Source organism: Mesorhizobium sp. Root157 (genome assembly GCF_001427385.1).
Classification (GTDB): Bacteria; Pseudomonadota; Alphaproteobacteria; order Rhizobiales; family Rhizobiaceae; genus Mesorhizobium.
In genome coordinates this window covers 202363-227072 of record NZ_LMGJ01000003.1, presented here as the reverse complement: position 1 = coordinate 227072, position 24710 = coordinate 202363, and the positions used below count along the sequence as shown (strand labels likewise).

The window sequence follows — 24710 nt, the reverse complement described above, 5'->3', positions numbered from 1 at the left end:
AAGGCGGTCAGCCCGGATGTGTCATGTCCTCGGGGCGCACCAGCCGGTCGTAGTCGGCTTCGCTGACCAGACCGGTGGCAAGCGCTTCCTCGCGCAACGTCGTGCCGTTCTTGTGCGCCGTCTTGGCGATCTTGGCGGCGTTGTCGTAGCCGATGGTCGGTGCCAGCGCCGTCACCAGCATCAGCGAGCGTTCAAGCGCTGCCTTGATGTTGTCTTCGCGGGCCTCGATGCCGACGACGCAGTTGTCGGTGAACGAGACGGAAGCGTCGGAGAGCAACTTCACCGATTGCAGGAAGTTGTAGGCCATCAGCGGGTTGTAGACGTTGAGTTCGAAATGGCCCTGGCTGCCGGCGAAGGTGAGTGCGGCCTGGTTGCCGAACACCTGTATGCAGACCTGAGTGAGCGCCTCGCACTGGGTCGGGTTGACCTTGCCCGGCATGATCGATGAACCCGGTTCGTTCTCCGGCAAGGAGAGTTCGCCAAGACCGGAGCGGGGACCGGAACCCAGAAAGCGGATGTCGTTGGCGATCTTGAACAGCGCCGCTGCGGTGGCGTTGATGGCGCCGTGCGAGAACACCATGGAATCGTGCGCGGCCAGTGCCTCGAACTTGTTTGGGGCCGTCTTGAAGTCGATGCCGGTGATTTCGGCGATGCGGTCGGCGACCTTTTCGGCAAAGCCGATCGGTGCATTGAGGCCGGTGCCGACGGCGGTACCGCCCTGCGCCAGTTCGCACAGACCGGGCAGCGTCAACTCGATGCGCTTGATCGAGGATGCGACCTGAGCGGCATAGCCGGAGAATTCCTGGCCAAGGGTAAGCGGGGTGGCATCCTGCGTGTGGGTGCGGCCAATCTTGACGATGTGATCGAAGGCCTTCGCCTTGGCGTCGAGCGCGGCATGGAGATGCTTCAAGGCCGGCAAGAGATCGTGGACGATGCGCTCGGCGGCGGCGACGTGCATTGCCGTCGGATAGGTGTCGTTCGACGACTGGCTCATATTGACGTGATCGTTGGGATGCACGGGCTTCTTCGAGCCCATGACCCCGCCGAGCCGTTCGATGGCGCGGTTGGAGATGACCTCATTGGCGTTCATGTTGGACTGGGTTCCGGACCCCGTCTGCCACACCACCAGCGGAAAGTGGTCATCGAGCTTGCCGTTGATGACTTCCTGAGCCGCCTCGACGATTGCCGCGCCAAGCTTCGGGTCCAGCCGGCCGAGCGCCGTATTGGCTTCGGCGGCAGCGCGCTTGACGATGCCAAGCGCACGCACGATGGAGGTGGGCTGTTTTTCCCAGCCGATCTTGAAGTTGCCCAGAGAACGCTGCGCCTGCGCGCCCCAATAGCGGTCGGCGGCAACTTCAATCGGTCCGAACGTATCGGTTTCGGTTCTGGTCTTTTCAGCGCTCACGGTGCCGGTCTCCTGCACATGTCCAACAGTCGCGACGGGCCTATCGCGTTGCATCATGCGCTTCAAGGAGAGATTGCTTCGGGCCCGATGCAAATCGGTTCAATAGGAATTGTTGCCACGTCCTTTTGCAGTTCGGGTGCTTTGCCTCGCTCTTAAGCCCGCTCGCTGCGCTCGTCGCTGGCGGGGTACGTCCGGCGGCGGAAGGGAAGCGCACTCCTTTCCACTTCGTCATCCTCGGGCAAGCCCGAGCACAGCGAGGGGCGCGACCCGAGGATCCATGCCGTGACGGTGGCTGCAAGGCATACGGCGGTTCAGAATGGGGCCTTCTGCACCGTATTGCGCTGCCGCTTGGTCACGGCATGGATCCCAGGGTCTTCACGACGGCCTTCGGCCTGCTTCGCCCTAGGATGACGAAGAGATGGGCGCGTTCCATCATCGCCACGCTGCCTTTTGGGCGGCCGTTCGGACGCTCGTTTAGGTAAGTAATGCGACCTTGCGGCCGCCCGTCCGGTGGCTTCCCTCAACCGGCACACCGGCCATGCGGTTGCCCACCGGCACACGATGCCCGGTTCGAGGGCCGGACTTGGGGGTTCATCACCCAGCCGCCCACCGTGGACGACCAGCCCGGACCGACGCTTCCCCTCGATACCCGGTGCGCACCGAGTTTCCCGTAGAAGCGATGGGGTGAGTATGCAGGCGGTGGCGAGGGGTGTGGAAAAGAATGTCGACGGTTTCTTGTCGAAGCGAGCGGGATCAACGGGTTGGCGGGGTGAAGGGGAGAGGTCGATCCACAACTCTACCTCCCAGAGGGGTAATTGGACCGCCGGTGCGCTTTCAAGACATTGCGACAAAGTAGTCCGCACAAATCCGCCCGATCCGATGGATGCTCGAACTGGCGTCGACCTGCTTCGTTAAAACCCTCGACCGGGGGACCCCCCGCTCAGCGGGCTTTTCCTTGCATCTTTCGCCATTCGAATGCCATTCCAGTCAAATCAACAGATCCTGATCCTAGATCGCCGTGCATCCTGACCGATGCGTAGTGGCGACCTATCTGTTTGTTGAGCATCGGATTTTCCGAAACCGGATTCCACTTTCCGGCCGATGCCCTAGACGAATTGGCCGCCTGTGTGGTGAACTGCCGGCCATGATGGATCGCGTGAGTTCCCGGTTGCCGACGCGGCGCGCGGTGCTGGCCGGCATGGCGGGCCTGGGGGCGGCTGGCCTGTCCGGACGCGCAAGCGCCCAGCAGGCGGCAAAAATCCCGCCGATCGATGCGACTTTTCTTTTTGTTTGCGATGTCCACGCCTGCCGCATGGCGAGCGGACTGAGACCTGATTGCAAAACGGAGGGAAAGACGGACGCCAATCTGTTGCGCAACATTGCGGCTTTGAACGGGATCGCCGAGATCGAGTGGCCGGCTGAGATCGGCGGCGTTGCAACAGGCCTGCATTCGGCGGGCAAGCGGATCGGAACCCCGCTTGGGCTCGTCGTTGGCGGCGACATGACCGACGATGGCGGCGGACAGGTAACGCAACCCAGCGAAGGCACGCAATTGCTGCAGTTCAGCCAGCGCTACCAGCAAGGCGTCGGACCGGATCGTGTGCATGTGCCGGTCTATGCCGGGCTCGGCAACCACGATCTGGACCAGAATGGCCCGCCGCCCCATGTCGATTGGTATCGCCGCGAATTGCGCGACTATATCGAGGTCAACCACCGCCCCGGCGTCTTCTTCAAGCCGGCGGTGCCAGCCACCAGCTATGACGCCGATTCCGACTGCTATTCATGGGATTGGGGCGGAGTTCACCTCGTCCAGACCCATCGCTTTGCCGGCGATACCGGCCATGGCGCGGTAAGCGGACTACCGTGGCTGAAGTAGGATCTGGCAACTTTTGCCGGTGACGGAAGGCCGGTCGTGCTTTTCCAGCATTATGGCTGGGATGCCTTTTCGACCGAGACCTGGGACGCTACCAAAAAGACCTTCGATGACGAGGGCAGCGGTGCGCCGCACTGGTGGAGCGAGGTGGAACGGAATGCCCTCGTCGAGGTGCTGGCCAGCTACACTGTGATCGGGATATTCCACGGCCATCAGCATGAAACGCCGATAATCTATCGCCAAGGCAAACTCGATCTGTTCAAGCCGAAGGCCGCCTATATGGGCGGCTTCGCCTTGGCCCGGATAACCAACGATGCCATGGATGTCGTGCTCGGCGAGGCGAGCGACGATAGAGGCGGCTCGGTTTTCACCAACGCCTTCAGCAAGACGCTGTCGGGATGACGGGCCACAATCCCGACTTGCGATGAAAAAGGCGGCCGAAGCCGCCTTTTTAAATCTCGGGCTACAGCGCGTTCTTCACTTTCTGCTTGACGTCGCCATAGGCTTTCTGGACCTTGCCGGCGATCTTCTCTGCCGTTCCTTCGGCCTGCGTCTGCTTGTTGCCGGTGGCCTTGCCGGCCGTTTCCTTGACCGAGCCCTTGACCTGCTTGGCCACGCCGGCGACCTGATCCTTGTTCACCATTTCGCATCTCCTGGATTGAACGTGCCAAGGGAAACGGGGAGGCGGGGTTTCGGTTCCGCAGATTTCTCATGCATGACGCCCGAAAGGGGCCCCGGTTTCGGGATAACGACATGCATAGAAACAAGTACTTAGAGCGCGCCAGCGAATCTGAAAGATCGCGCTGCGCTCTAAGCATGCGGCTTTAAAGTGAGAGCTGGTGCTGGATCACAAAAGAACGCCTCCCGCACCGTTTGATGTGTGGGAGGCGTCCTTGTTGTCGTCAGCCCTTCTTCGGATTGCTCCGTCGACTTGCTTCGACACCGGAATAATGCGGTGCCGGAGGAATGGTTCCAAAAAAATGATATTTTTCGATCGTCAAAAATAGAAGGGCGCCGGTTGGCGCCCTTGTCAGTATCTGGTGTCAGCGCCCGCCTGATGCTTACCGCTTGGCGATCGGCACGTAGTCGCGCTCGGTCGCACCGGTATAGAGCTGGCGCGGACGGCCGATCTTCTGGTGCGGGTCTTCGATCATTTCCTTCCACTGGGCGATCCAGCCGACGGTGCGCGCGACGGCGAACAGCACGGTGAACATGGTGGTGGGGAAGCCCAGGGCCTTGAGCGTGATGCCCGAATAGAAATCGACGTTCGGGTAGAGCTTCTTTTCGATGAAGTATTCGTCGGTCAGCGCGATCTTTTCCAGTTCCATGGCGATGTCGAGCAGCGGATCGTCCTTGATGCCGAGTTCGCCCAACACCTCATGGGCGGTTTTCTGCATGATCTTGGCGCGCGGATCGTAGTTCTTGTAGACGCGGTGACCGAAGCCCATCAGGCGGAAGGGGTCGTTCTTGTCCTTGGCACGGGCGATGAACTCGGGAATATGGTCGACATGGCCGATCTCGCTCAGCATGTTGAGCGCCGCCTCGTTGGCGCCGCCATGGGCCGGACCCCAAAGGCAGGCAATGCCCGCCGCGATGCAGGCGAACGGGTTGGCGCCCGACGAACCCGCCAGACGGACCGTGGAGGTCGAAGCGTTCTGCTCGTGATCGGCGTGCAGGATGAAGATGCGCTCCATGGCGCGGGCCAGCACCGGATTGACCTTGTACTCCTCGCACGGCACGGCAAAGCACATGTGCAGGAAGTTGGCCGCGAAATTGAGGTCGTTCTTCGGGTAAATGAACGGCTGGCCGATGTGATACTTGAACGCCATCGCGGCAAGCGTCGGCATCTTGGCGATCAGGCGCATCGAGGCGACCATGCGCTGGTAAGGATCGGAGATGTCGGTCGAGTCGTGGTAGAAGGCAGACAATGCTCCGACCACGCCGCACATCACCGCCATCGGGTGGGCGTCGCGGCGGAAGCCTGAGAAGAACTTCGACATCTGCTCGTGCACCATGGTGTGGCGCGTGATGCGGTAGTCGAAGTCGTCCTTCTGCGCCTTGGTCGGCAATTCGCCGTAAAGCAGCAGGTAGCAGGCTTCGAGGAAGTCGCCGTGCTCGGCGAGCTGGTCGATGGGATAGCCGCGATGCAGGAGAATGCCCGCGTCGCCGTCGATGAAGGTGATTTGCGATTCGCAGCTTGCCGTCGAGGTGAAGCCCGGGTCGTATGTGAATGCGCCGGTGGTGGCGTAGAGTGCGCCTATATCCACGACATCCGGGCCGACCGAGCCACTTCGCACCTTGAGTTCGTGAGTTTTGCCACCAAGCTCCAGTTTTGCGGTCGATCCGGTCATTGCAAACTCCTTATTATTTCCTCATGCCCGCAAGGCAAAATTCATTCTGCGACGCAAAATCCGAAAACATTGAAATGTTCGAAATCGCAGCCTCGGCGGGGTGCCAGGCCGGTTGGTCCAGTTGCTAATGTTGCACCGCAATAGGACGGTTTCAATGCCATTCTTCTTGGTCCAGATTCCCTAATCGATTTGATTAGCGATACGCGCCAAACTCTCTTCCCGTCCAAGCACCACCAGCACGTCGAATACGCCCGGTGAGGTACTCCTGCCGGTCAGGGCGGCGCGCAAGGGTTGTGCCACCTTGCCCAGTTTCAACCCTGTTGTTTCCGCATAGTCGCGAACCGCGCCCTCGGTGGATGACACGCTCCATTCCGTCAGCGCCTTGAAGCGGGCAAGGATATCCCCAAGGACCTTTTTGGCGCCGGCGTCGAGAATGGAAGCGGCCTTCTCGTCCAGTTGCAGCGGACGATCCGCTATCAAGAAATACGTGCTGTCGGCAAGTTCGACCAAGGTCTTGGCCCGCTCCTTGAGGCCGGGCATGGCCGCGCGCAACCTTGCCCTGGCGGCATCGTCGAACCTTGCGGCGAGCGCCTCGCCACCCGGCAGATAGGGCAGCGTCGCCAGGAAGATATCGGTGAGCTTTGCATCGTCCATGGCGCGCATATGCGTGCCGTTCAGCGCTTCCAACTTGGCGAAATCGAAGCGGGCCGCACCCTTGTTGACGTCCTTGATGTCAAACCAGGAAATCATGTCGGCTATCGACATCACTTCATCGTCGCCGTGGCTCCAGCCGAGCCGCGCCAGGTAGTTGAGCAGCGCTTCGGGCAGGTAACCCAACGCCCGGTAGGCTTCGACGCCGAGCGCGCCGTGGCGCTTGGAAAGCTTGGCGCCGTCGGCGCCGTGGATGAGCGGGATGTGCGCCATCTTCGGCACGGCCCAGCCCATTGCATTGTAGATCACCGTCTGGCGCGCGGCATTGGTGAGATGGTCGTCGCCGCGGATGATGTTGGTGACGCCCATGTCGTGGTCGTCCACCACCACGGCATGCATGTAGGTCGGGTTGCCGTCCGAGCGCAGGATGATGAAATCGTCGAGATCCTTGTTGAGGAAGCGCACTTCGCCCTGCACGAGATCGTGAACGACGGTTTCGCCTTCGGCGGGCGCCTTGACGCGGATCGCGCCGGCGACGCCCTTGGGCGCCTCGGACGGATCGCGGTCGCGCCAGCGGCCGTCATAGCGGGGTGGACGGCCTTCGGCGCGGGCCTTCTCGCGCATGTCGTCGAGTTCGGCCGGCGTGGCGTAGCAGTAATAGGCCTTGCCGAGGCGCACCAGTTCTTCGGCGACTTCGCGATGGCGCGGGGCGCGCTCGAACTGCGAGACCGGCTCGCCGTCCCAGGCCAGGCCCAGCCATGAAAGGCCTTCGAGGATGGCGGCGGTGGCCGCATCCGTCGAGCGCTCGCGGTCGGTATCCTCGATGCGCAGCAGCATCGTTCCGCCCGTATGCTTGGAATAGAGCCAGTTGAACAAAGCCGTGCGCGCGCCACCAATATGCAGGAAGCCTGTGGGCGAGGGGGCGAAGCGCGTGACGACCTTTTCGGACATGTAACCTCGAACAACAGGCGGCCTGGCAGCGCAGGCTTTTACAGTTGGCGCGTTCATGTACCATAGGAGCCTTGGGTGCAAGGGGCAGACCCGATGGCTGGATCAGCTCGGGGCGAGAAAGACGTTGCAAGTGCATTGAGCGAGGTCAGCGAGCGCTCGTTTTTTGCCTCGCCGCCGCTGGCTCGGCTTCCCTCAATTCCAGTTGAACGTTCGCCAGTGGCTTCCGAGCCGGTCGCGGTTCCCGCTGAGTCGATCGAGCTCAACGCGCACCGGCAGCCGGTACGCCGTTTCGGGCGCTTGCGCGCGCTCACTCTGTCAGGCTTGCGAGCGGATGCGACAAAGGCCGTCGCGACCGAATTGGATAGAGGCGCGGCCTTCCTGTTGGTACCGGTGCTCCTGGCTGTTGGCGCGATCGTCTATTTCTCGCTGGACGCAGAGCCGGACTGGCGCGCCCTGCTTGCCGCGACCGTGGCGCTCGCGGTGCTTACCTGGGGCGTGCGTTCACGGCATGCCGCCTTCCTTTGCGTTGCGGCCATGCTGCTTTGCAGTGTCGGCATGCTCGCCGGAAAGGTGGAAACCTGGCGGGCGAGCACAGCCATGCTGGGTTCGGAAGTCTCCACGCGGCTGACCGGCCAGGTGGTGTCGATCGACGATATGGCCAATGGCCGGGTGCGGCTCACGCTCGATGTCGTTTCCACCGAGAGACCGACGCTGCGATACCAACCCGAACGCGTGCGCCTTTCGGCGCGCAAGGTTCCGCAAGGGCTGACGGCAGGCTCGACGATAACCGGCCTTGTGCGGCTGTTGCCGCCGACCGGACCGGTGCGCCCGGACAGCTATGACTACTCGTTCGAGAGTTATTTCGACGGTATCGGGGCGAGTGGTTTTTTTCTTTCCGGACCGCAGGCGAGCGCGCCCGCGCCGATGTCGTTGGCATCGCGGATCACGGCGGCAATCGAGCGCGCCCGCGACGGCATCGCCGATCACGTTCGTGAAACGGTTGGCGGGCCGGAAGGAGAGATCGCAGCGGCCTTGATCGTCGGGGTGCGCGCAGGCATTCCAGAAACCATCAACGAAGCGATGCGAAAGACTGGAATCTACCACATCATATCGATCTCCGGACTGCATATGGCGCTCGTTGCCGGCACTGTCATGGCCCTGATGCGAGGTGCGTTCGCACTGTTTCCCGGCTTTGCCTCGCGGCGGCCGACCAAGAAGTATGCGGCGGCAGCGGCGCTGTTTGCCATAGCCGCCTATCTCCTGATTTCGGGAGCGGTCGTTGCCGCCGAACGCAGCTTCATCATGCTGGCGGTGATGCTGGCGGCGGTGCTGTTCGACCGCGCGGCGCTGACCATGCGCAACCTCGCCATCTCGGCCATCGTGGTCATTGCATTGTCGCCGCACGAAGTGGTCGGGCCAAGCTTCCAGCTTTCGTTTGCGGCAACGGCCGCGCTCATCGGCGCCTATGCCGGCTGGGGCGACTACCGCGCGTCGCGGCAGGCCGCGGCTTACACCCGTGGACGGTCGTGGCCGGGAACGCTTCTGCATCGGTTTGCAGTGATGATGGCGGGACTTGCCGCGACCTCGATCATTGCCGGCGGCGCGACGGCGCTGTTTGCCATATGGCACTTCCAGCGCGTCGCACCGCTCAGCCTGTTCGCCAATCTCGCGGTGATGCCGATCGTCTCGATCCTCGTCATGCCGTTTGCGGTCTTTGCATCGCTCTTGATGCCGGTCGGCCTCGATGGCCCGTTCCTGTACGTGATGGGCAAGGGGCTCTCCGCCATGATCGCCATGTCGGCATGGATCGCAACGCTTTCTCCGCTCGACGCTGTCGGCCTGGTTTCGGCCTCTTCCGTCGTGCTGATGACGATTGCCTTGGTGATCGCGACCATGACGACGACATGGTTGAGGCTCGCCGCCATACCTGTCGCGGCAGCGGGATTGCTGACGGTCGCGCAGGTGCAGACGCCCGATGTCCTGATCTCGGAGGATGCGCGGCTGGTCGCAACGCCGGTAGGGGGCGGCAGGCTGGCGGTCAACCGGTCGCGCCCGAACGCGTTCACCATCGACAATTGGCTGCGTGCGCTCGACGCCGAAACGATTGCCAAGCCCGATCCCAAGGCATTCAAGACCGCACCTGAGCGGCTTGAGGTCGTTGGCCCGCCCGGAACGCCATTTCGGTGCACGGACGATCTCTGCGTGGCGAGACATATCTCCGGCAAGGTCGTTGCACAGGCGAAATCGGCAATCGCGGCAAGGCCCGCCTGTGCCTTCGCGGATGTCGTGGTGATCGACGACGCCACGGCATCCGACCCCTGCCGAAGGGCATCGATAGTCGTCATTACCAAACGCCAACTGGCAAGATCGGGTAGCGCCGCCGTCTTCTTCGCTCCCGGCGCGGCCGGTTCGGTCCCGCAGGTCCGCTTTGCCGTCGAGAAGGATTACCGCCCCTGGCATGTCCAGCGGCAATTCTCACGTGAAGCGAGGGGAATGGAACCGTACAAGCGCAAGGGTCGCAGCATTCCGATAAGTCCCGAGCCGGGACCTCTGGCCGGAGGATAGTGCAAGCCTTTCCCGGCGCTGGAGATATGTGGAATTCGTACCCTGCGAAGCAGGAGTGCTTCGAGCAGTCGGCAGATCATGCCCAAAGAGCGTCGCGATTTTCAGATTCGCCGGCCACGCTTTAAGTATTTGTTCTCACGCATATCGTCCCGAAACCGGTTCCCGCTTTCGGGTGACAAGCATCAGATCGCTATGCGTCCTGATGGACGCATAGCGGCGATCTATCTTTTGTTGAGTGTCGGGCTTTCCGAAAACCGGATCCGATTTATCGGTCCGGTGTCCTAGACTGCTTCAACCCATGTTTTCGAAGGTTCCCTCTCACCGCGAAGTGCTCCAAAAAGATGTTCAGGGTGGCCGCGCATTGCGTCGTAGTTGCGCTGGCACCAAGGACATCGGACTGCTGCACGTGGGCGTGGTCCTGCGCAGGATAGACAGAACCGAGAGGCGGACATCGTAAGCTCCTTCCACCCCGTTCAAATCTCAGGGTGCGTTCATTCGTGACAGTGAGGTTGGCGTGAAAGCCACCCGTCAATTGGGTAAGAAATGTCACGAAATTATGGCCCTAGACCTTTGTCTTGAAAGACAAAATGCCTCATTCCAAAACAGGTCGCCGGAGTGAATGCTGGTCGACTTCGAAACCGATCGTGGAACGACCGGCGAGGAAGCCGGCCAGCAGAAACGGGCCAAGCGTTTCAGCGCTCAGCCTCGCCTCGTGCCGAAACTTTTGCCTCAGTAGCGCCTGATCAATCCGACCAGCTTTCCCTGCACCTTGACGCGGTCGGGGCCGAAAATGCGCGTTTCATAGGCTGGATTGGCAGCCTCCAGCGCAATGGAAGCGCCTTTGCGGCGGAAGCGCTTCAATGTGGCTTCCTCTTCGTCCACCAGCGCCACAATGATCTCACCAGGCGTTGCGGAATTCGCATTGCGGATGATGACGGTATCGCCGTCGAAAATGCCGGCCTCGATCATCGAATCGCCCTTGACCTCAAGCGCGTAGTGTTCGCCGCCGACAATCATGTCCGGCGGAACCGAAATCGAATGCGTCTTGTGCTGGATGGCGTCGATGGGAACACCGGCGGCGATACGGCCCATGACGGGAATGGAAATCGCAACCACCGCATCGTCATCATTGCCGGCCGACTGTAGCCGGGCCGGTTCCCTGGTCTGCCGTCCAAGGCTTCCCTGAATGACGCTGGGCGAGAACTTCCTTGCCGCATTCAATCCCGGGGCGATCGAATCCGGCAGCCGCAACACCTCAAGCGCCCGAGCCCGGTTGGGCAGGCGGCGGATGAAACCGCGCTCTTCGAGTGCGGTGATCAGCCGATGGATGCCGGACTTCGAAGCAAGGTCGAGCGCCTCCTTCATCTCGTCGAAGGAAGGCGGAATGCCGCTCTCCTTCAATCTCTCGTGGATGAAGAGCAGAAGTTCATGTTGCTTGCGCGTCAGCATTGCGGCCCCCGGTCGCGGTGAATCCAGAATCGGAAAACAAACCCGGAACAAACACTATCTGTTCCAGTTGTGTTCCGCAACCGTTTAAAGTTTAATGAATTTGTTGATGATTTGTTCAGCTAAGGCACAGGACATGGCAGGGTGCCCCTGCCTCGGCCGCCGGCGCGAAAGGTTCGCGCACGATGAGGCAGCCAGCCGTGGCCATGGTTCGCAGCATGGAAGAGTCCTGAACCTGGAACGGCGTGGCGACCAGCGCGCTGCCTTGCTGTGCAAGTGTGGCGCGGACGTAATCCTGCCGCCGATCGTTCGCCGCTATCGGCGCACCGAGCAGCGCTTCGCGTATATCCTGGCGGAAGGGGCGACCGCCAAGGCGGGCAAGCAGCGGTTTCACGAAAAGCTGCGAGCACACCAGGCTCGCCACCGGGTTTCCGGGCAGGCCTATGCAACGGATGGCACCCATGCGCCCGAACATAAACGGCTTGCCGGGGCGCATCGCGATCTTCCAGAAATCAAGCTCCATGCCTTCGCTGGTCAGCACTTTGTGAACGAGGTCGTGATCACCCACGGAAGCGCCGCCCAAGGTCACTATGACGTTTGCTCCAGCAGACACGGCCTGCCTTACGAGCGCCGCGATTGCATCTTTGCGGTCGGCCGCGATGCCAAGGTGGAGGGCGCGGGCGCCGACGGACCGTGCCGATCCCATGACGCCATAGGCATTCGAAGAAATGATCTGTCCCGGCCCAGGGGTGCTTCCCGGCGGTAGCAACTCATCGCCCGTTGCGATGGTGGCGACCAATGGCTGCTTGACGACGTCCAGCTGCGGATAGTTCGCGGACGCGGCCAATGACAGCGCGCTGGCACCGAGCACATGGCCCGCGTCGAGCAGCCTGTCGCCAGCCACGAAATCAAGCCCGGCGCTCCTGACATTGCCGCCGTGGCGGGCGGCGTATGACACCTCGATGCGGTTGCCGTCGAGAACGCTGACGTTTTCCTGGATGACGACGGTGTCGGCTCCATCAGGCAAGGGTGCGCCGGTGAAGATACGAACTGCCTCGCTGCTACCGACCGTGCCAGCGAAATTGTGGCCGGCTGCTACTTCGCCGATCACCTTAAGCAGAGCAGGGGCCTTCTGGACGTCCGCGCCCCGCACGGCGTAACCGTCCATCGCCGAGGCGTTGAAAGGCGGCTGGGTGCGCATGGCTATGATCGGCTCTGCCAGCACCCGGTCATAGGCGTCGGCCAGCGCCACGGTTTCGCAAGGCAGTGGCTCGACGCCGTCCAGCAGGCGCTCGAGTGCTTTGTCGACGGGCAGCAGAGCCATCTCAGACCTGCGCCTTGTAGTCGCCGGACTTGCCGCCGGACTTCTCCATCAGCCGGATGCCGGAGATCGTCATGGCGCGGTCCACCGCCTTGGCCATGTCGTAGATTGTCAGGCATGCGACGGACGCCGCCGTCAGCGCCTCCATCTCCACGCCGGTCTTGCCGGTAACGCGCGCCATGGCCGTGACCTTGAGGCCAGGCAGGGCATGGTCCGGTTCGATATCCACCGATACCTTGGTCAAGAGCAGCGGATGGCAGAGCGGGATGAGTTCATGCGTCTTCTTCGCCGCCATGATGCCGGCGATGCGCGCCGTGCCCAAAACGTCACCTTTCTTGGCATTGCCGACGAGGATCATCTCCAGCGTCTCGGCCTGCATGGCAACAAAGCCTTCCGCAATCGCCGTGCGCACCGTTTCCGCCTTGCCGCCGACATCGACCATATGCGCCTCGCCGGAGGCGCCGATATGGGTGAGGGCAGGGCGTTCACTCATAGCCGCACCGCTTCCGCCGGCGCCGGCAAGCCAAGAAGCGCGCGCGTCGCGCCCGCCACGTCGTCCTGCCGCATCAGGCTTTCGCCGACGAGGAACGTGCCGATGCCGCTTTGGGCAAGCCGCTTGCAGTCGGCATTGGTGAAGATGCCGCTTTCGCCGACCAGAAGCCGGTCGGCAGGTACCAGCGGGGCAAGACGTTCCGAGGTTTCGAGCGTGGTCTCGAAGGTGCGCAGATTACGGTTGTTGATGCCGATGAGCCGTGAGGAGAGGCCGAGCGCACGCTCCAGTTCCGGCTCGTCATGCACTTCGACCAGCACGTCCATGCCCAGCGAAAACGCGGTCTCTTCCAGTTCACGCGCCAGCGCGTCATCGACGCTTGCCATAATGATCAGTATGGCGTCGGCGCCCCAGGCGCGCGCTTCGTAGACCTGGTAGGGGTCGAACAGGAAATCCTTGCGCAATGCGGGCAGGGTTACTGCCTTGCGGGCGTTCGTCAGATATTCCGGCGCGCCCTGGAACGACGGCGCGTCGGTCAGCACCGACAGGCACGCCGCTCCGCCCTCGGCATAGGCTTTCGCCAGGGCAGGAGGATCGAAGTCGGCGCGGATCAAGCCCTTGGATGGGCTGGCCTTCTTGATTTCCGCTATCAGCGCGTATTGGCCCTTTTTTGTCCTGGCCTCCAGTGCGGCGAGGAAGCCCCTGGGCGCATCGACATCGCGCGAACGCGCCTTCAGTTCGGCAAGCGGCAGGCGCGCCTTGGCGATTGCGATCTCGTCGCGCTTGTAGGCTTCGATCTTGCGCAGGATATCGGCCATTGAGCTAACCGTTGGAAACCTTGACCAATTTGTCCAGCACCTGCAATGCCCGCCCGCTGTCGATGGCCTCGGCCGCCTTGCCGACACCGTCCTGAAGCGTCGTGACCTTGCCGGCCACGATCAGTCCGGCACCGGCGTTCATCAGCACCGTATCGCGATAGGCGCCCGGTGCGCCGGACAGCATGTCACGAAGCGCCTTGGCGTTGAATGCGGCGTCGCCGCCGCGCAGCGAAACCTTGGTGTGCCGCTTCAAGCCAACGCTTTCCGGCGTCAGCGTAAAGGTGCGGATTTCGCTGCCGACGAGTTCCGCCACCTCGGTCTCGCCGGTGGTGGTGATTTCGTCGTAGCCGTCGCCATGGGCGACCCAAGCGTGTTCGGCGCCAAGCTTCTTCAGCGCTTCGGCCACCGGCACGATCCATTCAGGGGAGAATACGCCAACCATCTGGCGCTTGACGCCCGCCGGGTTGGACAGCGGCCCGAGCAGATTGAAGATCGTGCGCGTGCCGAGTTCCACGCGCGTCGGGCCGACATGCTTCATCGCCGGATGGTGGGCCGGCGCGAACATGAAGCCGACGCCGCTTTGCTCGATGCAGCGGGCAATGACCTCGGGGGTAACGTCGATCTTGATGCCGAGGCCCATCAGCACATCGGCCGCGCCGGTTTGCGACGACAGGCCGCGATTGCCGTGCTTGGCCACCGGCACGCCGCAGGCGGCGATGACAAAGGCGGAGGCGCTGGAGATGTTGACACTGTGCGAGCCGTCGCCGCCGGTGCCGACAATGTCGATGGCATTCGCTGGCGCATCGACGCGCAGCATCTTGTCGCGCATGGTGGCAACGGCGCCCGAAATCTCGCTGACCGTCTCGCCGCGCACGCGCAGCGCCATCAGGAAGCCGCCGATCTGGCCGGGCGTGGCGTCGCCAGACATGATGATGTCGAACGCCTCGCGGGCCTCCTCAAAAGTCAGCGCGCCGCCTGCCGCCACCTTGGCGATATGAGGCTTCAGGCCGTTCATCTGGCAAGCGCCTGCGAGATCGCGACCTGATCGACTTCGACGCTGTATTGCGTCTGCAACTGGGCGACGAGTTGGTCGAGCAGATCATCGCTCATGCCGGCAGCAAACGATTTGCGGGTTTCTTCGGCCACCGAACTTGCATCGGCGCCCGCCGGCTCGAACACTTCCACGACCTTGAACAGGATTTGCCCGTCGCCGGTCGGCGAGGGGATGGCGCCAACGCCGCCTTCACCGACGCCGAACATCGTCGCGGCGCCCGCCCTGCCGAAATCGGCATCGTCGGCGGCCCGCTTGAGGCCGCGCTTGGTCTGCTTTTCAAGGGACATTTCGCTTGCGATGGCATCGAGATCCGTGCCGGCCTTGAGGCGCTGCTCAAGCTCGGCCGCCTTGGCGCTGAGCCGCTTGGTGGTCTCCGCCGCCGTCCAGTCGGCCACGACCTTCTCGCGCACTTCGTCCAGCGTGCGGTCGCGGGCCTGGGTGATGCCGTTGACCTCATAGAACAGGTAGCCGTTGTCCGCCGTGGTCAGGCTTTCGTTTTCGACGCCGGTTTCCGCCTCGTAGACGGCTTTGATCAGGCTGGCCGATTCCGGCAGGTCCTTGACGACCGTACCGTCAGGCGTCTGGCCGGCGCGGTCGATCGCTTCGACCGTCACGACCTTCAGCTTCTGCTTGGCCGCGGCTTCTTGCATGCTGTCGCCGCCGGCACGCGAATCCTCGTAAGAGTCATGCACGTCCAGGAGGACGCGGCTGGCTTCGCCGAGCGCGATATCCTTGCGGATCTGGTCCGACACTTCGGCGAGCGGCTTCACCACTTCCGGATTGATTTCGGTGACGCGCAACAGGACGGGACCGAAGGCTCCCTTGACGACCTGGCTGACCTTGTTGACGTCGAGCGCGAAGGCCGCGTCCGCTACCGCCTGGTCGGCGATCTTATCCTTTGAGAGCGTACCAAGCAGCATGTCCGCCTCGGTCTTGCCCTCGGCTGCCGCGATCCTGTCGAAGGTGGCGCCGGTGTTGAGGGAATCATGTGCTGCCCGGGCTGCGTCCTCGGACTTGAACACGAGCTGTTCGATCTTGCGCGTTTCCGGCGTCGTGTAGCGCTCGCTGTTCTTCTTGTAGTCCTCCTCGACCTGCTGGTCGGTCACGGATGTCGTATCCAGGATGTCTTCCGGTTCGAGCCGCACATAGGAGAACTTGCGGTATTCCGGAGCGGCGTAGGCCTGCTTGTTTTCTTCGAAATAGGCCGAAAGCGTGGTGTCGGAAGGGGCTTCCACCGGTTCGACCAGCGACTTGGGCAGCACCATATAGTCGACCGTGCGGTCTTCGCCCTGATAAAGCGCGACAGCCTTGAGGAAGGCGTCCGGCGTCTTGAGACCGTCCGAGACAGCCTCCACGATCTGTTGGCGCTTGGCCACTTGCGACCGGTTCAAGAGATAGTCGTCGGGCCGCATGCCGATCTGGCGCAGCACATAATCGAAGGTCTGGCGGTCGAACTGGCCGCCGGCTCCTTGGAACGCCGGATCCTCGCGGGTCAGCGCCGCCAGCCGGTCCTTGGAAATGCCAAGACCCATCTTGCGCGCCTGTTCGTCGAGGAGGGCACCGGAGACAAGCTGTGCCAGCACCTGGTTGCCGAGACCGAAGGCGTTGACCTGTTCTTGCGTCAGCCGCTGGCCGAACTGCTGCGACAGAAGGTTGAGCTGCCGGTCATAGGCGAGGCGATAGTCGTTGACCGAAACTGTCGTGCCGCCAACGGTGACGACGGATTCATGCCCGCCGATGACGCCGGATATCTGGCCCGAGATACCCCAAACAGCGAAGCTCAGCACCAATACGAGAAGTAGAGCCTTGGAGACCCAGGTGTTCGCCGCATTTCTTAAGCTACTGAGCATGATCACGTCCGGTTTCAGCTAAGGGAAGGGCAATAGCGTCCTTCGCCGCCAGTGTCGATTGCTTTGTGGTTTGATTTTGGTACTGAGTGTGCGCATCACGGATCCCGTCGGAGAATGAAACGCCATGACGCCAGGAATTCGCCCGCTTGTCGCCGGCAACTGGAAAATGAACGGCACAAGCGCCTCGCTCAACGAACTGAGGATGATCGGCAACGGCTTCATGAGCGGCCTTGATGCGCAGACGGAAGCTCTGGTCTGCGTGCCTGCGACGCTTTTGACGCGTGCTGCCGAAATCCTGTCCCGGACACCTGTTCATACCGGCGCGGAAGATTGCCACGCGAAAGAGAATGGCGCCCATACCGGCGACATCTCCGCCGAGATGCTGAGGGACGCGGGCGCAAGCCACGTGATCGTCGGCCACTCCGAGCGGCGCACCGATCATGGCGAGGACGACGCCATGGTTCATGCCAAGGCGGCGGCTGTCTGGCGCGCCGGACTTGTGGCTGTCATCTGCATTGGCGAAACCCATGCCGAGCGACAGGCCGGCGCTACGCTCGATGTGCTTTCGCGTCAGATCGAAGGGTCGGTACCGGTGAGCGCCACTGCGGCCAACACCATCGTGGCCTACGAGCCCGTGTGGGCGATCGGCACAGGGCTCACGCCAACCGCCTCCGATGTCGCCAAGGCGCACGCGCATATCCGTGCAAGGCTGGCCGACAGGCTGGGTACGGTCGCCAGTGGCGTACGCATTCTCTATGGCGGTTCGGTCAAGCCCTCGAACGCCGTCGAGCTTTTGGGCGTCGAGAATGTCGACGGAGCCCTGGTTGGCGGCGCCAGCCTGAAGGCATCGGACTTTCTTGGCATAGCGGAAGCCTATAACGAAATGTGAGCCGGGCCGCGCCATCGGACCGCCGCTGGTTGCAAAGCAGATGTGAGCCACCATATTGCGGGCGCGGGCTTGGAAATGCCGTCAAAGCATTGTATTGAGCCGCCTCCAGACGATAGCCTTCCTCCCGGCTGTCAGGCATTGCCAAGGTAGATTATGGAAACCGTACTTATTGTCGTCCATCTGATGATCGTGCTCGCCCTTGTCGGCGTTGTGCTTGTGCAGCGCTCCGAAGGTGGCGGACTCGATATTGGCGGTGGCTCCGGTTTCATGACGGCGCGTGGCGCGGCAAATGCCTTGACGCGGGCGACGGCGATCCTGGCGGCGGCCTTCTTTGCGACGTCGTTGGCCCTTTCGATCCTGGCCCGCTATGGCGACAAGCCGACCGATATCCTCGACCGCGCTCCGGCAACGGAAAGCAGCGTTCCGGGCAAGGGCGTTCTCGATCAGCTTCCGGGCACGACTGCCCCGGTGGCTCCGCCGTCCTCGAGTGATGCGGCCCCGACGGCTCCGGCGAATGGTGCAGCGACCGCACCGGCAACTGATTCGGCAACGACACCTGCGCCGGAAGGCGCGGCTCAGCCGATGACGCCGCAGGTCCCGAACAACTAAACCGACTTCCCTTTATTAGGTTTGCGGCAACTGTTGTTCTTTGAACACAGTCCCAGCAAATGCGCGTTCCAGCGAAGATTCGCCAAGGCTGGCTGCCCCCTGCCGCTTGAGAACGTCTCGGTGCTTCGACTATAGGTGGCCTGCGGCGAATTCGGTGCCTGCGGGATACCGAGCAGGGCCGTGGGCAACAAGCTTTTCTGATCGGATTTTCGCCATGCAGCTTCGCAGCTTCATTTTAGCTGGCCTGTGCGCCGCGCTTTGCGTAAGCGCTCCCGCCTTTGCCGCCACCCCAGCTTCCACCGCCGCAGCGCCGACCGTAGCGACGACCGATGTCGTCAATGTCGCTGCCAAAAGCCCGACTGCCGAGTTGCGGGCGCTGAAGAAGAAAAAGAAACCGACAGACGAAGATCTGGCCCGCATCAAGGAACTTGAAGCCCAGATCAAGGCGGACCAGGCTGCTGCGCGCGTCAAGGCCGTCGAGGCGAAGAAGCAGGCATTGCGCGACGCTGCCAAGGCAAAGGCCGAGGCTTCGCGGCAGGCGTTCCTCGACAGCAAGGGCCAGAAGGCCGCGACCAAGGTTTCCGAGGCCAAGCCTGCGAAGCAGCTCAAGGCCGTTCAGCCCGCCGAACCGATCCAGGACGCCGAAGAGGCGATACCAGCCGAGGCGATGAATGTTGCGCTCAACGGCAACAATGGCGAATTGCGCAGCGAGCCAAAGCCTGGGCAGAAGCAGGAACGCAGCGGTGGCGGTCTCTTTGCCGGCCTGTTTGGCGGCACGACCTCATCGATGTCTATGCTCCCCGAGACGCGCGCCCTGGATTCGGTGTTGCGCAAGCAGCAGGCCAAGAAGCAGTTCAAGGTCAAGTCGGAGTTTGAGCCGCAGGAAGTGAGCTTCACCGGTTACAAGCCGGGCACCATCGTCATCGATACCAATGAGCGCCGGCTTTACCTTGTGGAGTCCGCCTTCACCGCCCGCCGCTACGCGATCGCGGTTGGCCGCGATGGGCTGCAGTTCAAGGGATCGACGACTGTCGGTGACAAGCAGGAGTGGCCGCGCTGGATTCCTACCAAGGAGATGCAGGAGCGGGAGCCCAGAAAATATGGCCAGTACAAGGACGGCATGGCAGGAGGGCCCGAAAATCCGCTCGGCGCCCGTGCCATCTACCTTTATGAAGGCAAAAAGGATACGCATCTGCGAATCCACGGCACCAACCAGCCGCAGACGATCGGGACGAGCGCTTCGAATGGTTGCTTCCGAATGATCAACGATCACGTAATGGACCTTTACCGGCGCGTGAAAATGGGTACTCAGGTCGTCGTTCTCTGACGCCTGACAATTCATGGCTCGAGGGCCGGCAGCCAGCCGGCCCTTTTGTTTTGAATGCAGTCTTGGCCGGGAAAAACCTCGCGCGGCGGTTTTTCCTCTGGCGGAATCAATCCGGCCGCGCTAAGCGATGGTTCCCATGGCGCGATATGTTTTCATCACCGGCGGCGTGGTCTCCTCACTTGGAAAAGGCATTGCATCGGCAGCTTTAGGAGCGCTGTTGCAGGCTCGTGGGTATCACGTACGCCTCAAGAAGCTCGATCCGTATCTCAACGTGGATCCCGGAACGATGTCGCCGTATCAGCACGGCGAGGTGTTCGTGACCGACGACGGGGCCGAGACGGACCTCGACCTCGGCCACTACGAACGCTTCACCGGCCGTTCCGCGAACAGCCAGGACAACATAACCACCGGCCGCATCTACAAGAACATCATCGAGAAGGAACGCCGCGGCGATTATCTCGGCGCGACGGTACAGGTCATTCCGCACGTCACCGACGAGATCAAGAATTTCATCACCGACGGCAATGACGATTTCGACTTCGTGCTGTGCGAGATCGGCGGCACCGCAGGCGACATCGAAGCGATGCCGTTCCTCGAGGCCATCCGCCAACTCGGCAACGACCTGCCGCGCAACAACGCGGTCTACGTGCATCTGACCCTGATGCCCTATATTCCGACCGCCGGCGAGTTGAAGACCAAGCCGACGCAGCATTCGGTCAAGGAACTGCGCGGCATCGGCATTGCGCCGGACATCCTGCTTGTGCGCGCCGATCGGCCGATCCCGAAGGAGGAACGCCGCAAGCTGTCGCTGTTTTGCAACGTGCGCGAATCGGCTGTCATCCAAGCGCTGGATGTCGGGCACATCTATGACGTGCCGATGGCCTACCACAAGGAAGGCCTCGACTCCGAAGTGCTGGCCGCCTTCGGCATCGACCCGGCGCCGAAGCCGCGCATGGAACCCTGGCAGGGCGTGGCGGAGCGCATCCACAATCCAGAAGGCGAAGTCACCATCGCCATCGTCGGCAAATACACCGGCCTCAAGGACGCCTATAAATCGCTGATCGAGGCACTGTCCCATGGCGGGCTGGCCAACCGCGTCAAGGTCAAGCTGGACTGGATCGAAAGCGAGATCTTCGAGAAGGAAGATCCGTCGCCGTGGCTGGAGAAGGTGCACGGCATCCTCGTGCCGGGCGGCTTCGGCGAACGCGGCTCGGAAGGCAAGATCATGGCGGCGAAGTTCGCCCGGGAGCGCAAGGTGCCGTATTTCGGCATCTGCTTCGGCATGCAGATGGCCTGCATCGAGGCGGCGCGCTCGCTGGCCGGTGTCGAACATGCCTCATCGAGCGAGTTCGGTCCGACCAAGGAGCCGGTCGTCGGCCTGATGACCGAATGGCTGAAGGGCAACATGCTGGAAAAACGCAGGGAAACCGAGGATCTCGGTGGCACCATGCGCCTTGGCGCCTACGACGCCCGGCTTGCGGCGGGTTCCAAGATCGCGGCCATCTATGGCACGACCGAGATTTCGGAACGCCATCGCCACCGCTACGAGGTCAATATCGACTACAAGCAGCGGCTTGAGGATTGCGGGCTGGTGTTTGCCGGCATGTCGCCGGACGGCGTGCTGCCGGAGACGGTCGAGTATGCGGATCATCCGTGGTTCATCGGCGTCCAGTACCATCCCGAACTGAAGAGCCGGCCGCTCGATCCGCACCCGCTGTTTGCTTCGTTCATCGAGGCTGCGGTGGAGCAGAGCCGCCTGGTCTGAGTCCGGGTCGCGCGCCGAGGGTCACTTCCGATCCCAAGCAGTATCGTCCATGGATACGGCGACGCGAAAGCCGACCAGGTTTTCGCGGATATCCAGGGATTGTTCCTTTGGCCAAATGAGATCGTCGTTTCCAGGGCCTTCGACATGCCCCATGAACAGGCGATCCGAGGCGCGCATGTTGTATTGCGTCAACTCGTAGTCGCCACCGCGCGTGACGAATGTCAGGCAGCCTTCCTCGGTCCATGGCGAACCGTCCGAAGGGGCGCCGTTGTAGTTTTCGTGCGTGCAGTCCTCGACCAATTCCTGGACATTGCCCGCCATATCGTAGAGGCCCCAGGGGTTGGCCTTGTAGCTGCCAGCATCGGCACTCCAGAGCGGACGGATCTTTTCCGCGCAGGGTGCCGCCATGCCTGCCTGGTAGCCGGATTTGCGGTCGCCGAAATTGGCGTATTCGCAGGTCTTTTTAAAGCCGTCTCCCCAAAAGGAGATGGTTTTTGTGTTGGCGCGGTAGGCATATTCCCACTCCGCTTCCGTCGGGAATCGGTAATGTTTGCCTGTCTTCCGGCTAAGCCAATCCAGATAACCGCTCATTTCATGTCTCGAGATGCACACGGCTGGCTGTTTGGCGCCGACAGGCAGGCCGGGCTGGATATAGGAGCCGTCCGTAATAAACATGACGTATGGGCTTTCGACATCCTTGCCGCTGTTGGGGTGAAGCGTTCCCACATATTTGAATGCGAAGTCGCCCTGCTCGGCCAAGCGTATTCCGCAATTGCCGCCAACCTGGGCACCGGTTTCCTTCACATAGGCGCCGAACTCTTCGACAGTTACCTCTGTGCGCCCGATCGCGAAGGGGTAGGCAATGTCGACTTGGTGCTGCGGAAGTGACGCATCTACGTATTTAACGGCACGAACTTCTTTCTCGCTTGCCCCCATCAGGAATTTCCCAGACGGAAGGGCTATCATTTCCGGGCAGTTCTCACAGTCCTTGAAGCTCGACGGCGGAACCGCCTGGGCCAGCGTCGCATATGTGCCGAGAAGAATTGCCGTAAAAGCTGCACGTACAAATCGCATCTCTCTCCCCCTGGAGTATAAGACGAACGCCGCAACAGTGCAGAATCCCACAGAGTGCTTGAGCAAGCCAAGCCCGCCAATCAGCGGGCAGCGGAGCATTTCTGGTGGGTGAGAATGCAGGCCGTAATTCTTTTGGTTGGGGTCCGCCGAGGCGGCCGACTTGCGGTCAGCCGCCTCGGTTGGAAAGCAGCCTGCTAGGCCTTGGCCACTTTGACACCGGACCCGACAGCTGCCGAGCGCAGCACGTAGTAGATGACGCCGGCGATGGCGACGCCGAAGAACCAGCCATAGACGCCCCACCAGGACGGCAGCCAGTCGGTGAAGGACGGCAGGATCGACGAGAACATCGCGCCTATCCCCGCTGCGATCAGGGCGTTGACGTGCCAGCCGTTCTGGAAGCGGAACTCGCCGTCTTCACGGTAGAGCGCTTCGACATCCACTTCGCCTTTGCGGATCAGGTAATAGTCCACCATCATCACGCCGAAGATCGGGCCCATCGTCGCTCCGATGGCGCTGACGAAGACGGCGGCACCGCTTTCCCATGGCGCGAAGGGATAGAGCCCAAGCGCGATCAGCGCCGCGATATAGCCGCCCTTCTTGAAGCTGATATGGCGCGGAAAGACGTTGGAGAAGTCGAAGGCCGGCGAGACGAAGTTGGCCACCACGTTGATGCCCAGAGTCGCCACCGCGAAGGTCAACGCCGCAAGCGTTGCCAGGAACCAACTGTCGAACTTGGCAGAGATGTGTTCGGGATGGATCAGCACCTCGCCATAGACGTCATAGGCGGCGATGGTGGTGATGCCCGCGACCAGCGAGAACAGCACGAGGTTGATCGGCAGGCCCCACAGATTGCCGATACGAACGGCATCCTTGTTTTTGCCGTAGCGGGAAAAGTCGCAGAAGTTCAGGTAGAGCGCCGAGAAGTAGGTGACCCAGATGGCGGCGACCGCAAACAGCGAGGTCCATGAGCCGGGCAAGCCGGGCACGCCCGCATCCTTGGTTTTCTCCAGCAGCACGTCCATGGGAATATCGCTGGTGATGGCGAAGGTTCCGGCCTTTACGCATAGATAGATGGCCAGGATCAGCATCATGATCCAGACGGCGGGGCCGGCCCAATCCTGGAATTTCCGGACCGTTTCCATGCCGCGCTGGATGATCAGGAGCTGCAGCCCCCACATGATGAGGAAGCAGATGACTTCCAGCCCGGAGTGGCCGAGGAAATGGGTGTTCTGGTGGAACTGCAAGAACCAGTCGGTGCGGATCAGCAATGCGACCAGAGCGCTGGAAGCGAGCGCGGTCTGCGCGCCGTACCAGAAGCAGGCGACGACCGCGCGTACCAGCGCCGGCAAATTGGCCCCCCATATGCCGAAGGAAGCGCGCGCCAAAACGGGGTAGGGCACGCCGGTCTTGACGCCCGCGTAGCCGACCATGTTCATCAGCACGTAGATGATGAGCGAGCCGATGCCGATGGCGACGATGAAATTGACGAAGCCGCCGCAAAACAGAAACAGGCTGGCGGCCAGATAGTAGCCCCAAAGGCTGTGGACGTCCGACGTCCATACGTTGAAGATGGAAAACGGCCCCCAGTTTCGGACTGTCGCGGGCGCGAGGTCTTCATTGTAAAGGTCCGGTGATGCACCTTGTATTGTCATGGCTTCCTCCTCCGCACTCCCCAGCGCGGTAACAGAAAAATACGCCTTCCCTTGTGGAATGCAAAAAGGATTCTGCTCGACAGCGGCAGCGGCCCCTGACGGGTCTTCCACCTTGGCCTCGCACGTATTCATCGCCACGCCCGGCATTGCCGTCTGAGTGTCTTTGCCCCGCTTTTTTCCTTTCGTCATCCTCGGGCAAGCCTGAGCGCAGCGAAAGGCGCGACCCGAGGATCCATGCCGTAACGCTTGGGAGTTGTTCGGCGGAACAGAACGAGGGATGTCCTGCACCGTACCGCGCTGCCGCTCCGTCATGGCATGGATCCTAGGGTCTCCGCATCGGCCTTCGGCCTGCTCCGCCCTAGGATGACGAAGAGATGGTTGCGCTTATTCATTGCCACGCTGCCTTTTCGGCCCTGGGTGTTTTTGCCCCGCCCTTAAGCTCGCTCGCTGCGCTCGTCGCTGGCGGGGACCCCGGATGGCCAGACGGCTATCGGAGTTCGTGCTGTATGGTTGCCACGCCCAGCTTCGCCGTCTGGCCATTGTCAAAGAACTGACCTCGATGAGAGGTCGGGAAGACGGGCGGCCGTTCGGACGCTCGTTTAGTAATTTAGTGCGACCT

At 62.0% G+C, this 24710-nt stretch carries 17 protein-coding genes and 1 pseudogene; 6 read left to right on the top strand and 12 right to left on the bottom strand.

Going from position 1 to position 24710, the window contains the following annotated elements:
* Window positions 1-7: 7 nt before the first annotated feature.
* On the bottom strand, window positions 8-1405 hold the full coding sequence (gene fumC, locus ASD64_RS04285; protein WP_056101568.1) for a class II fumarate hydratase: 1398 nt from the start codon (window positions 1403-1405) through the stop codon (window positions 8-10).
* 1144 nt (window positions 1406-2549) lie between these two features.
* Here fumC and ASD64_RS04280 point away from each other — a divergent pair.
* Window positions 2550-3680: pseudogene (locus ASD64_RS04280) on the top strand (metallophosphoesterase).
* Window positions 3681-3741: 61 nt separating this feature from the next.
* Here the strand turns inward: ASD64_RS04280 and ASD64_RS04275 are convergent.
* The 3 genes from ASD64_RS04275 to gltX all read right to left on the bottom strand — a co-directional run bounded on the left by ASD64_RS04275 (window position 3742) and on the right by gltX (window position 7231).
* Entirely contained in the window at window positions 3742-3921 is a 180-nt protein-coding gene (locus tag ASD64_RS04275) for a CsbD family protein (RefSeq protein WP_056101165.1), read from the bottom strand.
* Between the two features lie 418 nt (window positions 3922-4339).
* The gene (gltA, locus tag ASD64_RS04270; RefSeq protein ID WP_056101161.1) at window positions 4340-5629 is read right to left on the bottom strand and encodes a citrate synthase; all 1290 of its coding nucleotides are present in this window, start codon (window positions 5627-5629) and stop codon (window positions 4340-4342) included.
* A 180-nt stretch (window positions 5630-5809) separates the two neighbouring features.
* Window positions 5810-7231, bottom strand: coding sequence for a glutamate--tRNA ligase (gltX, locus tag ASD64_RS04265; protein WP_056101158.1), 1422 nt, complete (start codon window positions 7229-7231; stop codon window positions 5810-5812).
* A gap of 93 nt (window positions 7232-7324) precedes the next feature.
* Between gltX and ASD64_RS04260 the strand changes: the two genes are divergently transcribed.
* Window positions 7325-9796 (top strand): ComEC/Rec2 family competence protein, encoded by a 2472-nt coding sequence (locus ASD64_RS04260; RefSeq protein WP_056101156.1) that lies wholly within the window; start codon window positions 7325-7327, stop codon window positions 9794-9796.
* Window positions 9797-10525: 729 nt separating this feature from the next.
* Here the strand turns inward: ASD64_RS04260 and lexA are convergent.
* The 6 genes from lexA to ASD64_RS04230 form a co-directional block, all read right to left on the bottom strand.
* On the bottom strand, window positions 10526-11245 hold the full coding sequence (lexA, locus tag ASD64_RS04255; protein WP_056101154.1) for a transcriptional repressor LexA: 720 nt from the start codon (window positions 11243-11245) through the stop codon (window positions 10526-10528).
* A gap of 115 nt (window positions 11246-11360) precedes the next feature.
* Window positions 11361-12566 carry a gephyrin-like molybdotransferase Glp gene (glp, locus tag ASD64_RS04250; protein ID WP_056101151.1) on the bottom strand — a complete coding sequence of 402 codons (1206 nt, stop codon included), beginning with the start codon at window positions 12564-12566 and terminating at the stop codon, window positions 11361-11363.
* A gap of 1 nt (window position 12567) precedes the next feature.
* The gene (moaC, locus tag ASD64_RS04245) at window positions 12568-13056 is read right to left on the bottom strand and encodes a cyclic pyranopterin monophosphate synthase MoaC (protein WP_056101148.1); all 489 of its coding nucleotides are present in this window, start codon (window positions 13054-13056) and stop codon (window positions 12568-12570) included.
* A complete protein-coding gene (gene trpC, locus ASD64_RS04240) occupies window positions 13053-13871 on the bottom strand; it encodes an indole-3-glycerol phosphate synthase TrpC (RefSeq protein ID WP_056101145.1) in 819 nt (272 codons plus the stop codon). Before trpC ends, moaC begins: the two co-directional genes overlap by 4 nt.
* A gap of 4 nt (window positions 13872-13875) precedes the next feature.
* Window positions 13876-14886 (bottom strand): anthranilate phosphoribosyltransferase, encoded by a 1011-nt coding sequence (gene trpD / locus ASD64_RS04235; RefSeq protein WP_056101143.1) that lies wholly within the window; start codon window positions 14884-14886, stop codon window positions 13876-13878.
* Window positions 14883-16775, bottom strand: a complete 1893-nt coding sequence (locus ASD64_RS04230) for a SurA N-terminal domain-containing protein (RefSeq protein ID WP_056101565.1) — start codon at window positions 16773-16775, stop codon at window positions 14883-14885. Before ASD64_RS04230 ends, trpD begins: the two co-directional genes overlap by 4 nt.
* Window positions 16776-16899: 124 nt before the next feature.
* Between ASD64_RS04230 and tpiA the strand changes: the two genes are divergently transcribed.
* The 4 genes from tpiA (at window position 16900) to ASD64_RS04210 (ending at window position 21365) form a co-directional block, all read left to right on the top strand.
* Complete coding sequence (gene tpiA / locus ASD64_RS04225) at window positions 16900-17664, top strand: triose-phosphate isomerase (protein ID WP_056101140.1); 765 nt, start codon at window positions 16900-16902, stop codon at window positions 17662-17664.
* Window positions 17665-17817: 153 nt separating this feature from the next.
* Window positions 17818-18273 carry a preprotein translocase subunit SecG gene (secG, locus tag ASD64_RS04220; RefSeq protein WP_056101139.1) on the top strand — a complete coding sequence of 152 codons (456 nt, stop codon included), beginning with the start codon at window positions 17818-17820 and terminating at the stop codon, window positions 18271-18273.
* A 214-nt stretch (window positions 18274-18487) separates the two neighbouring features.
* The gene (locus tag ASD64_RS04215) at window positions 18488-19600 is read left to right on the top strand and encodes a L,D-transpeptidase (RefSeq protein WP_056101135.1); all 1113 of its coding nucleotides are present in this window, start codon (window positions 18488-18490) and stop codon (window positions 19598-19600) included.
* Between the two features lie 136 nt (window positions 19601-19736).
* Window positions 19737-21365 carry a CTP synthase gene (locus ASD64_RS04210; RefSeq protein WP_056101562.1) on the top strand — a complete coding sequence of 543 codons (1629 nt, stop codon included), beginning with the start codon at window positions 19737-19739 and terminating at the stop codon, window positions 21363-21365.
* 21 nt (window positions 21366-21386) lie between these two features.
* Here ASD64_RS04210 and ASD64_RS04205 read toward each other — a convergent pair whose 3' ends face one another.
* Both ASD64_RS04205 and ASD64_RS04200 read right to left on the bottom strand, forming a co-directional pair.
* Window positions 21387-22505 carry a formylglycine-generating enzyme family protein gene (locus tag ASD64_RS04205; RefSeq protein WP_162249052.1) on the bottom strand — a complete coding sequence of 373 codons (1119 nt, stop codon included), beginning with the start codon at window positions 22503-22505 and terminating at the stop codon, window positions 21387-21389.
* A gap of 128 nt (window positions 22506-22633) precedes the next feature.
* Complete coding sequence (locus ASD64_RS04200) at window positions 22634-24091, bottom strand: NCS1 family nucleobase:cation symporter-1 (RefSeq protein WP_056101558.1); 1458 nt, start codon at window positions 24089-24091, stop codon at window positions 22634-22636.
* Between the last annotated feature and the right edge of the window lie 619 nt (window positions 24092-24710).

What these genes read in the sequence shown, in the direction of transcription:
- ASD64_RS04275 (WP_056101165.1), bottom strand. Translation starts at nt 3,921, where the DNA reads ATGGTGAACAAGGATCAGGTCGCCGGCGTGGCCAAGCAGGTCAAGGGC.
- gltA (WP_056101161.1), bottom strand. Translation starts at nt 5,629, where the DNA reads ATGACCGGATCGACCGCAAAACTGGAGCTTGGTGGCAAAACTCACGAA.
- gltX (WP_056101158.1), bottom strand. Translation starts at nt 7,231, where the DNA reads ATGTCCGAAAAGGTCGTCACGCGCTTCGCCCCCTCGCCCACAGGCTTC.
- ASD64_RS04260 (WP_056101156.1), top strand. Translation starts at nt 7,325, where the DNA reads ATGGCTGGATCAGCTCGGGGCGAGAAAGACGTTGCAAGTGCATTGAGC.
- lexA (WP_056101154.1), bottom strand. Translation starts at nt 11,245, where the DNA reads ATGCTGACGCGCAAGCAACATGAACTTCTGCTCTTCATCCACGAGAGA.
- glp (WP_056101151.1), bottom strand. Translation starts at nt 12,566, where the DNA reads ATGGCTCTGCTGCCCGTCGACAAAGCACTCGAGCGCCTGCTGGACGGC.
- moaC (WP_056101148.1), bottom strand. Translation starts at nt 13,056, where the DNA reads ATGAGTGAACGCCCTGCCCTCACCCATATCGGCGCCTCCGGCGAGGCG.
- trpC (WP_056101145.1), bottom strand. Translation starts at nt 13,871, where the DNA reads ATGGCCGATATCCTGCGCAAGATCGAAGCCTACAAGCGCGACGAGATC.
- trpD (WP_056101143.1), bottom strand. Translation starts at nt 14,886, where the DNA reads ATGAACGGCCTGAAGCCTCATATCGCCAAGGTGGCGGCAGGCGGCGCG.
- ASD64_RS04230 (WP_056101565.1), bottom strand. Translation starts at nt 16,775, where the DNA reads ATGCTCAGTAGCTTAAGAAATGCGGCGAACACCTGGGTCTCCAAGGCT.
- tpiA (WP_056101140.1), top strand. Translation starts at nt 16,900, where the DNA reads ATGACGCCAGGAATTCGCCCGCTTGTCGCCGGCAACTGGAAAATGAAC.
- secG (WP_056101139.1), top strand. Translation starts at nt 17,818, where the DNA reads ATGGAAACCGTACTTATTGTCGTCCATCTGATGATCGTGCTCGCCCTT.
- ASD64_RS04215 (WP_056101135.1), top strand. Translation starts at nt 18,488, where the DNA reads ATGCAGCTTCGCAGCTTCATTTTAGCTGGCCTGTGCGCCGCGCTTTGC.
- ASD64_RS04210 (WP_056101562.1), top strand. Translation starts at nt 19,737, where the DNA reads ATGGCGCGATATGTTTTCATCACCGGCGGCGTGGTCTCCTCACTTGGA.
- ASD64_RS04200 (WP_056101558.1), bottom strand. Translation starts at nt 24,091, where the DNA reads ATGACAATACAAGGTGCATCACCGGACCTTTACAATGAAGACCTCGCG.